The organism is Mycobacterium sp. NPDC003449 (assembly GCF_053588415.1).
Genome location: NZ_JBSFPX010000250.1, coordinates 1 through 8780, shown reverse-complemented (window position 1 = coordinate 8780; position 8780 = coordinate 1). Strand labels below are relative to the sequence as shown.

Sequence of the window (8780 nt, the reverse complement as noted above, 5' to 3'; positions counted from 1 at the left end):
AACTTGGCGGGCCTGCCTGCCAACGTGAAGGCTGAGCTGGAAGCGAAGGATCGCGGTTTTGACGCAATGCAGACTTTACAGTTCGCGAGAGACCATTGGGATGACACGAGTAGCGACATCTTTCCAAACAACTGCGCCCATTTTGTGTCCCAGGCGCTGCATGCCGGTGGACTTCCGTACAAGGGACGTTCGACCCTTGATGACCATGGCTGGGGTCAGAGTCGGGCAGGCGAGTGGGAATGGAACATGCCGGACAGCAAATGGTGGCCTGAGGTTGAGGGTTACAGTCATACACGTTCTTGGTACAACGCCGACGCCCAACAAGACTTCTTCATGAATAACGGCGGCGAGCGCGTGGGCATCTCGGGAGCCCGTCCCGGTGACGTCGTCTACTTCGACTATGCCGACGGGCCGGGTGCTCACGTCGATGGTGAATCACACCATGTCGCCCTTGTGACCGGAGTACTTCCTGATGGTGAAATTCTGTACAGCCAACACACGCCTGGTGCACAGAATTCCAGCCTGACAGGCCGGATTCCGGTGGTCGAACAAGGCGAAGGTACCCGACATGTCGTAGTTGTTCGACCTGGCCGGTCATGGTGAAATTCCGCGTCGTCGACGCGCCTCATGTCCCGTCGATGTTGGGTCTGTTCAGTTTTTTGGCACTACTACTCGGGACAGCTGCTACCGCCGGTCTGGAACGCATTGATGCGTACCGCTTGCAGTCGATCAGCATCGCGCCCTGTACCAAACGAGTGCTCGGCTTCGAATCCTTCGAGATTGTGCTGTGGTGGGTGTCGCTGGGCGGATTGTCGGTGGCACTCACCGCAGCCGTGGTTGCTCTGGTGCTTCCGCAGCGGGTCGGGGGAGGCGCACCCAGTCGCCGAAGTCTGTGCGTTCTGGCCGCGGCGGCCGCAGTTCTGTTGGTGTTCGCCTCCGTCGCGCACGGTCAACCGTTCGATTTCACAGACAACACACTCCCGACGTGTGGTGCTGCTGCGAGGACTTTTTGCCATGACCGTTCGGATACTTACGGGACTGCTAGCCGTAGTCGCAGCGATCGCAGGTTTGATCGCGCTTTGGGGGCTGGCGGGATTTTCGGCCGTCATCGCTTACCGTCACGGGCAGATCATGGCCCACCGCTGTCTGGAGCAACTGTCGATCCCGGGCGGATTGCTACAGGTCGGAGTCATCGCGTTGGTCATCGCGGGGGTGGCTGTGGTGGCAATGGTTGTGCGGATGAATCACGGGAGCAGACGGAGCGCCTGGATCGCCGGAGTCTATGGAGCCGTGACGGCACCCCTTCTTGTGGCGTCTGTGATCTTGTATGTGACTGCCCCACAGCCACGCTCGATGTCACCCACCACGTGCATCAGCGGCGACGATTCCCACCTTGAGGGAGGTCAATGACAGACGACATTCATATCAGGCCGGAAGAGGTCAAGAACTCCGGTGGGCTGATCGATGAGAAGGCGGAAGAGGCTCGGGCTCGCATAGCGACGCTCTATGACTCCGGAACACCCGCCCGAGATGGAAATCGCGGATTTGCTACTGGCGCCGCGTTAGTCGCGTACTGCGATGCAATGAGGGCTGAAGCCCTCGACGCCGTACAGCGGCTTCAAGACACTGGTCAGAAGATCGTTGCGGCGGCACAGGGGATCGAGCGGACAGATGACAGGCCGGCCGAGGCAGTCAGCCGAGTCGCGACGGCGCTCGACGATCCGGGCAACTGACCTCGAGCGAGAAGGCTTCGCAGTGCTTCGGCGTCGGCGATTTCTCGCAACTCTTAGACTGGGCAGGTGGCAGCAGAATCCCCCCGTCCCGTCCTCGTCGTGGACTTCGGCGCCCAGTACGCCCAGCTGATCGCCCGCCGGGTCCGCGAGGCGCGGGTGTATTCCGAGGTCATCCCGCACACCGCCGGCGTCGACGAGATCAAGGCCAGGGATCCGCAGGCCATCGTGCTCTCCGGCGGGCCGGCCAGCGTGTACACCGAGGGTGCCCCGCAGCTCGATCCCGCCCTGTTCGACCTCGACGTTCCGGTATTCGGGATCTGCTACGGCTTCCAGGCCATGGCCCAGGCGCTGGGCGGCACCGTCGAGCACACCGGGACCAGCGAATACGGGCGTACCGAGCTGACGGTGACCGGCGGTGACCTGCATTCGGAACTACCCGCCACCCAGCCGGTGTGGATGAGCCACGGTGACGCGGTCACCGCCGCGCCCGACGGCTTCGACGTGATCGCCACCAGTGCGGGTGCCGCGGTCGCCGGCTTCGAGAACCGGGCCCGGCGGCTGGCCGGCGTCCAGTATCACCCCGAGGTGCTGCATTCCCCGCACGGTCAGCAGGTGCTCAGCCGGTTCCTGCACGAGTTCGCCGGGATCGGGCCGACCTGGACGGCCGCCAATATCGCCGAACAGCTGATCGAGGCGGTGCAGGCCCAGATCGGGGACGGGCAGGCCATCTGCGGGCTGTCCGGCGGCGTCGATTCCGCGGTGGCCGCCGCGTTGGTGCAGCGCGCTATCGGTGACCGGCTGACCTGTGTGTTCGTCGATCATGGCCTGCTGCGGGCGGGGGAGCGGGCGCAGGTACAGCGTGATTTCGTCGCCGCCACCGGGGCCAGGCTGGTGACGGTAGACGTCGCCGACCGGTTCCTGGAAGCACTCACCGGCGTGACCAACCCGGAGGGCAAGCGCAAGATCATCGGCCGTGAATTCATCCGGGCCTTCGAGGGCGCCGTGCGCGACAGCCTCAGCGAATCCGAGATCGAGTACCTGGTGCAGGGCACGCTCTATCCCGACGTGGTCGAATCCGGCGGCGGCACCGGTACGGCCAACATCAAGAGCCATCACAATGTCGGTGGCCTGCCCGACGATCTGAAGTTCACCCTCGTCGAGCCGCTGCGGCTGCTGTTCAAGGACGAGGTGCGCGCGGTCGGCCGTGAACTCGGCCTGCCCGAGGAAATCGTTGGCCGCCAACCGTTCCCGGGCCCGGGTCTGGGAATCCGGATCGTCGGCGAGGTGACCGCGTCGCGGCTGGACACGCTGCGCCGGGCCGATGCGATCGCCCGCGAGGAGCTCACCGCCGCCGGCTTGGACCACCAGATCTGGCAGTGCCCGGTGGTGCTGCTCGCCGACGTCCGCTCGGTCGGCGTGCAGGGCGACGGACGCACCTACGGGCACCCGATCGTGTTGCGTCCGGTGTCCAGTGAGGACGCCATGACCGCGGACTGGACACGGGTGCCCTACGAAGTGCTGGAACGGATTTCGACGCGGATCACCAATGAGGTGCCCGAGGTCAACCGGGTGGTGCTCGATGTCACCAGCAAGCCGCCGGGCACCATCGAGTGGGAGTGACTTCCCCGCCGAGCAGACGCGTAGGTACCCCGGAAAGCGCGTTCCCGGGTACCGTCACGTCTGCTCGCAGTTCTCAGTTGCGGCCTTGTCGACGTACTCGGACAGCATCTCGCCGACCACGTTCTCGATCGTCGACTCGATCGAGAACGCCAGGGTGGCCGACACCGCCGCAACCGCCTGGGTGCGGAACCGGACCAGCATGGTGATCAGCTCGGCGACCTCGGTGTCGTCGGGCAGCGCGGTGCCCGGTGCGATGGCGCCGGCCAGGTGCTCGACGCCGGCCCGCACCATCACCGTGCCGATCTCGTCGATCAGCGGCGCCACCCGCTCGTGGATGTCGATCAGCTTGTCGGTCGAGACCCCGTACTGACGGATCTCGTTGAACGCCTCGATCAGCTTGGGCCGCACCACAGTCGCCTGCTGCCCGTCCACCCGGATGATGTCCAGCTCGACCATCCGGTCGAACGCGGCATCGTCGTCGACCAGCCCGCGGGCGTCGGCCAGCGGCATCCGGTCGGGCTTCTCGGCCGCCCAGCTGCCCGCGATGGCCGATTCCAGCCCCAGCACTTCTCCGAGGTCTTTGCCTTGTTCCCAGGCGGACAGCATCTCCTTGACGTGGGCGATGTTGTAACCGCGGTCGAGCAGTGAGGTGATCAGCCGCAGCCGGGTGAGATGTGTGTCGTTGAACAATGCGATGCGGCCGACGCGCAGCGGCGGGTGCAGCAGGCCGCGGTCGCGGTACACCCGCAGGTTGCGGGTCGTCGTCCCGGCCAGCCGGGCCAGCTCCTCGATCCGGTACTCGCCGGAGTTCTCGATGCTGTCGGGATGGACCGCGGCGTCGAACAGCTGCGACACCGCACCGTCGATGACATCGCGGGAGCCGCGCCGCACCCGCCGCAGGATCTGCGAGACCGCTCCGGCGGGTTGGCGTTGCTGCTTGGCCGCCATCAGGCCGACGAGCTGATCGCGACGTGCGCGTCGCGGGCCGCTACGTCGTAGTCGCCGAATCGGAAGTCGCGCATCTGTCGAAGATACTGCGTCGCGAAACCGGGATACATCGAGGCGTTGAAGCCGTCGGCGGTCAGATACCAACTGGTGCACCCCGACATCCAGGTGGTTCTGGTGAGCCGCCGCTGCAGCCGGGCGTTGTATCGCCGCTGCACGTCGGCCCGTACATCGAGGTAACGCAGGTTGTTGCGCAGGACCGCGCCGATGCCCGCGACGGCGTAGTCGATCTGGCCTTCGACGTAGACCAGCAGCGAGTTGTGCCCCGGCCCGGAGTTCGGTCCGGTCATCAGGAACAGGTTCGGGTACCCGTGGACGTTGATGCTCTTGTACGCCTGGGCGCCACCGGTCCATTCGTCGGCCAGCGACCGGCCACCCAGGCCGGTGACCGGATAGGGCGGACCGGTGAGGTGCACGTCGAAGCCGGTGGCGAACACGATCGCGTCGAGGTGGTGTTCGATACCGTCGCTGGTGCGGATGCCCACGGGGCTCATCGTGGCGATCGGCCAGTCGATGAGCTTGCAGTTCTCGCGTTGCAGCGCCGGGTAGTAGTCGCTGGAGACCAGCATGCGTTTGCAGCCTGGCGTGAAATCCGGGGTGAGCTGCCTGCGCAGCCACGGATCTTTGACCTGACGGTGCAGGTGCGCCTTGCCGAGGCGGGCCACCAGCCCGGTCAGCGGGGTGTCCCACACCATGGCCGTCGCGCTGGCCTCATGACCCCAATACAGGATCTGGCGGGCAAGATGTTGGGCCGCAGGGACTTTCGTGAACAGGGCGCGGGCGGCCGGTGGTGTGGTGATGTCCAGCCGCGGGATCATCCAGCCGGGGGTGCGCTGGAACACCTTGACGAAACCCGCGGTCTTCACCAGCTCCGGCACGATCTGCACGGCGCTGGCGCCGGTGCCGATCACCGCGACCCGCTTGCCGGTGAAGTCGTAGTCGTGATCCCAGTTCGCACTGTGGATCTTGTGGCCCCGGTAGGTGTCCAGCCCACGGATGTCAGGCCACTTGTGGTCGGGTAGCGGGCCCGAGGCCAGCACCACGGTGCGCGCGTGAAACTGTGCCTGTCGAGTGTGGGGGCTGTGCACGGAATCGGGGTCCGAAGCGTGCGCAGGGCCCACGTTCGACGGATTCTGGGTTTTCACCGTCCACACCCCGCCGGCCTCATCGAACGACAGACCGTCGACCTCGACCCCGAACCGGATGCGGCGGCGCAGGTCGAAGGTGTCGACCATGTCCTCGATGTGTTGCCGGATCTCACCGGCCGGGGAGTAGGCCCGCGACCAGTCCGGATTCCTGACGAACGAGAACGAATACAGCAACGACGGAATATCGCATGCCGCACCGGGATAGGTGTTGTCGCGCCATGTCCCGCCGACCCGGTCCGAGCGGTCCAGGATGACGAAGTCGTCGACACCGGCCTCGATGAGCTTGATCGCGGTGCCGATGCCGGTGAACCCGGCGCCGACGATGAGCGTGTCGTAGGTGTGCATGTCAGGCCGCCGGCTCGTGGGTCAGTTCCTTGAACCAGCTGGGGATCGGCCGCAGCAGTGCCTTCGGATAACGGTCGGACGCCCACACCATCGGGTTGGCGATCCAGTGGTAGGGGTGGCGCGGGTTGGTGACCATCCGGCCGTGCAGCTTGAGCAGCTGATACGTCGGGACCCGCCACGTGTGTTCGGCCCGGCCGCCGAGTTCCTTGAAGCGCATCATCGCCTTGTACAGCTTCTCGGGCTGCAGGCCCATGTCGACGATGTTGTTGCGCATCCGGTTGAGCAGCGGCACATACATGAGAGTTCCGATGATCACCCCCGGAGAGGCCACGTTGCCGACGAATTCCACCGCCAGGCGGCGGGTACTGGAGTGACCGATCATGTTCAGAACTTCGAAATCGACTGCGATGTGCCGCGATTCGTCATTGTTGATCTTCTCGAACACCTGGTGGCAGACCGGGTCGTCGACCTCCTCGAGCAGAAACTTCAGCAATGCGCCGTCAAGGGCCACCTCGAGCATCGGGATGACCGTGCCGAGCACCGACAGCGACATGTTGTCGGAGAACGTATCCAGCCATTCGATGGCCAGCCGGATATTGACATTGGGTTCGGGCATCTCGCCGTCTTCGAGCATGCCCCAGCGCTTCATCAGCGCCAGTTCGGCGTTGGCGTGCCGCTGCTCCTCGGCGTGGAAGTAGCGGTAGATCTCGGCGATGGTCGGGGTGGGCGCCTTCTTGGCCAGCGCTGCGAAACCCCGCGCGCCGACGTTCTCGATCCAGCACAGGTCGGCCATGAAGGCCTTGAGCTTGGGCCGCATCTCGTCGGTGATGGTCTCGGCACCCGGTGCGTCCCAGTCGATGTCGACCAGAGCCCATTGCCGGTCCTTGATCTTGGCCAGCATTCGTTCCATATCCATCGCCATTATGAAACCTCCTCGGAGCGGGTGACGCGGGTGGTGAGGCCGACGGCACGGGTGTACACGGTCGGGGTGAGTCGTTTGATACCCCAGCCGATCCGGGCATCTGGTTGCGGCATGCAGTAGAGGCCGCCATGGTCGTTGGTGTCCAGGCACATCCGGGCGACCCGGTCCGGGGAGAACCCGATCCAGCGCATCAGCCGGTCGGCCAGCTGGGTGGATTGGGTTGTGATACGGCCGGATTGCACGATATTGGTCTTGACGAACGTCGGGCACAGCGCCGTGACGCCGATTCCGGTGCCGGACAACTCGGCGGCCAGGGTCTCCGACAGGGACAGGGTCCCGGCCTTACTGACATTGTAGGCGGCCATACCGGGGGCCGCGCCGAACGCGGCAGCCGAGGCGACGTTGATGATGCCGCGCGGCTGCTCCGAGTCCGCGGCGCGCAGTATGGGGGTGAACACGTGGCAGCCGTGGATCGGCCCCCACAGGTTGATGCCGAGCACCCAGTTCCAGTCGTCGATGCTGGTGTCGCCGATCGGCGCTCCGCCCGCGCCGACGCCGGCATTGTTGACGACCAGGGAGGGTGGCCCGTTGAACCAGGCTTGTGCGGTCTCGGCGAGCCGGGCGACCTCCTCGATGTGGGCGACGTCGCAACGCACGGCGGTGGCACGGCCGCCGTCGGCGACGATGGCCTCGGCGGTGGCGTGGGCGGCGGCCTCGTCGATATCGCTGCAGACCACCCGGCCGCCGCGGGTGGCCAGTTCGCGGGCGAACGCGGCGCCGATGCCGCTGCCCGCGCCGGTGACGACGGCGTCGGCGTGCCTGCTGCGCTTGCGGCCTGATCCGAGGATGTTCACCCGGCCACCTCGATGGTGTTGCGGCGCAGGGATTCCGAGACGAATCCCGCGGCCTGCCGCATGGCGGGTATGGCCTCCGGGCTGAGCCTGGGCAAGGCCTGGAAGACATGCACCTGGTCGGGCCACACTTGCAGTTCGGAATAGCCGCCCGCGGCACGGATGTCAGCGTCGAGGGCGCGGGCATCGGCGAGCAGCATCTCGGCGCCGCCGGCCTGGATCAGGGTCCGCGGCAGCTGCCGTCCGCCCACGACGTTGAGTGCCAATCGTGGATGGCTGGAATCCGTTTTACTGCAATATAATCCGACCAGACGAGCGGCGTCGGCAACCCGGATCGCCGGATCGGGGGAGAGGCTTTCACGGGCGCGGGCCAGCGCGAATGTCAGGTCGATCAGCGGGGAGAACAGCACCAGCCCGGCCGGATGGGCCACGGCGGGTTGCAGTAGCAGGTCGACGGCGAGGTGCCCGCCCGCCGAGTCGCCGGCCATCACGAGGCGGTCCGGATCCAGCCCGCGCTCGGTGCACAGCCAGTCCCAGCCGGCGCGAACGTCGTTGGCGGCGGTGGGGAACCGGTGTTCGGGGGCCAGGCGGTAGTCGACGCTGAACACCGGTAGCCCGGTCAGGCGCGACAGCCATCCGGTGAGCCGCCGGTGGGTCTGGGGCGAGCACAGGGCGAATCCGCTGCCGTGCAGGTAGTAGATGGCACCGTCACCGCGCTCCTGCCGGCCGACCCCGGGCCCCCGAACCCATTCGCCCACGACGCGACTGCCGTCGGCCATGCGAACGTCGACGGATTCGACCCGGGTGCCCGACAGTGACGGGCCGAAAGTGGCCATGATCTGTGCGATCAGCCGGCGTGAGGCCCACAGCCCCCAGCCGGTGTCCGGCGGCAGTGCCCCGCTCACCTGCCGCAGGGTGAGGCTGCTGACCGTGGCTGCGGTACGGGACCGCAGCGATCCGCGCCGGGCCGGATGGGTGGTTCCGGACATGGGGCCTCCTCGTCGAAGCGTGCGAGGAGTACATCAGCAATTGATGACATTTGTCAATGTCACCATTTGTCAGGCGGCAAGTTCTTCTGCCGAGCAGACGTGGGCGTACCCGCGAAAGCGCTTTCCGGGGTACCGGCGTGTCTGCTTGCCGATTCCTCGGCGAGCAG

The 8780-nt window shown here is 66.1% G+C and carries 8 protein-coding genes; 3 read left to right on the top strand and 5 right to left on the bottom strand.

Annotated features, from left to right (window positions below):
* The 3 genes from ACWDTP_RS35210 to guaA all read left to right on the top strand — a co-directional run.
* The coding region (locus tag ACWDTP_RS35210; protein WP_450027854.1) for an amidase domain-containing protein at positions 1 to 603 on the top strand (603 nt) is incomplete at its 5' end.
* An 803-nt stretch (positions 604 to 1406) separates the two neighbouring features.
* Entirely contained in the window at positions 1407 to 1733 is a 327-nt protein-coding gene (locus tag ACWDTP_RS35205) for a hypothetical protein (RefSeq protein WP_450027853.1), read from the top strand.
* A gap of 66 nt (positions 1734 to 1799) precedes the next feature.
* Entirely contained in the window at positions 1800 to 3353 is a 1554-nt protein-coding gene (gene guaA / locus ACWDTP_RS35200) for a glutamine-hydrolyzing GMP synthase (RefSeq protein WP_450027852.1), read from the top strand.
* A gap of 54 nt (positions 3354 to 3407) precedes the next feature.
* On the opposite strand, the gene ACWDTP_RS35195 is transcribed toward guaA, so the two are convergent.
* From ACWDTP_RS35195 to ACWDTP_RS35175, 5 genes are read right to left on the bottom strand one after another with little or no spacing between them, the layout of a single operon-like run.
* Entirely contained in the window at positions 3408 to 4301 is an 894-nt protein-coding gene (locus ACWDTP_RS35195; protein ID WP_450027851.1) for a MerR family transcriptional regulator, read from the bottom strand.
* On the bottom strand, positions 4301 to 5851 hold the full coding sequence (locus ACWDTP_RS35190; protein ID WP_450027850.1) for a flavin-containing monooxygenase: 1551 nt from the start codon (positions 5849 to 5851) through the stop codon (positions 4301 to 4303). The genes ACWDTP_RS35195 and ACWDTP_RS35190 overlap by 1 nt, the downstream gene beginning before the upstream one ends.
* A gap of 1 nt (position 5852) precedes the next feature.
* On the bottom strand, positions 5853 to 6773 hold the full coding sequence (locus tag ACWDTP_RS35185) for a ferritin-like domain-containing protein (RefSeq protein WP_450027849.1): 921 nt from the start codon (positions 6771 to 6773) through the stop codon (positions 5853 to 5855).
* On the bottom strand, positions 6773 to 7627 hold the full coding sequence (locus tag ACWDTP_RS35180; protein WP_450027848.1) for an SDR family NAD(P)-dependent oxidoreductase: 855 nt from the start codon (positions 7625 to 7627) through the stop codon (positions 6773 to 6775). Before ACWDTP_RS35180 ends, ACWDTP_RS35185 begins: the two co-directional genes overlap by 1 nt.
* Positions 7624 to 8613 (bottom strand): alpha/beta hydrolase, encoded by a 990-nt coding sequence (locus ACWDTP_RS35175; protein WP_450027847.1) that lies wholly within the window; start codon positions 8611 to 8613, stop codon positions 7624 to 7626. The genes ACWDTP_RS35180 and ACWDTP_RS35175 overlap by 4 nt, the downstream gene beginning before the upstream one ends.
* Between the last annotated feature and the right edge of the window lie 167 nt (positions 8614 to 8780).

Excerpts from the sequence above, each read along its gene's own strand:
- ACWDTP_RS35205 (WP_450027853.1), top strand. The coding sequence starts at position 1,407 with ATGACAGACGACATTCATATCAGGCCGGAAGAGGTCAAGAACTCCGGT.
- ACWDTP_RS35195 (WP_450027851.1), bottom strand. The coding sequence starts at position 4,301 with ATGGCGGCCAAGCAGCAACGCCAACCCGCCGGAGCGGTCTCGCAGATC.
- ACWDTP_RS35190 (WP_450027850.1), bottom strand. The coding sequence starts at position 5,851 with ATGCACACCTACGACACGCTCATCGTCGGCGCCGGGTTCACCGGCATC.
- ACWDTP_RS35185 (WP_450027849.1), bottom strand. The coding sequence starts at position 6,773 with ATGGCGATGGATATGGAACGAATGCTGGCCAAGATCAAGGACCGGCAA.
- ACWDTP_RS35175 (WP_450027847.1), bottom strand. The coding sequence starts at position 8,613 with ATGTCCGGAACCACCCATCCGGCCCGGCGCGGATCGCTGCGGTCCCGT.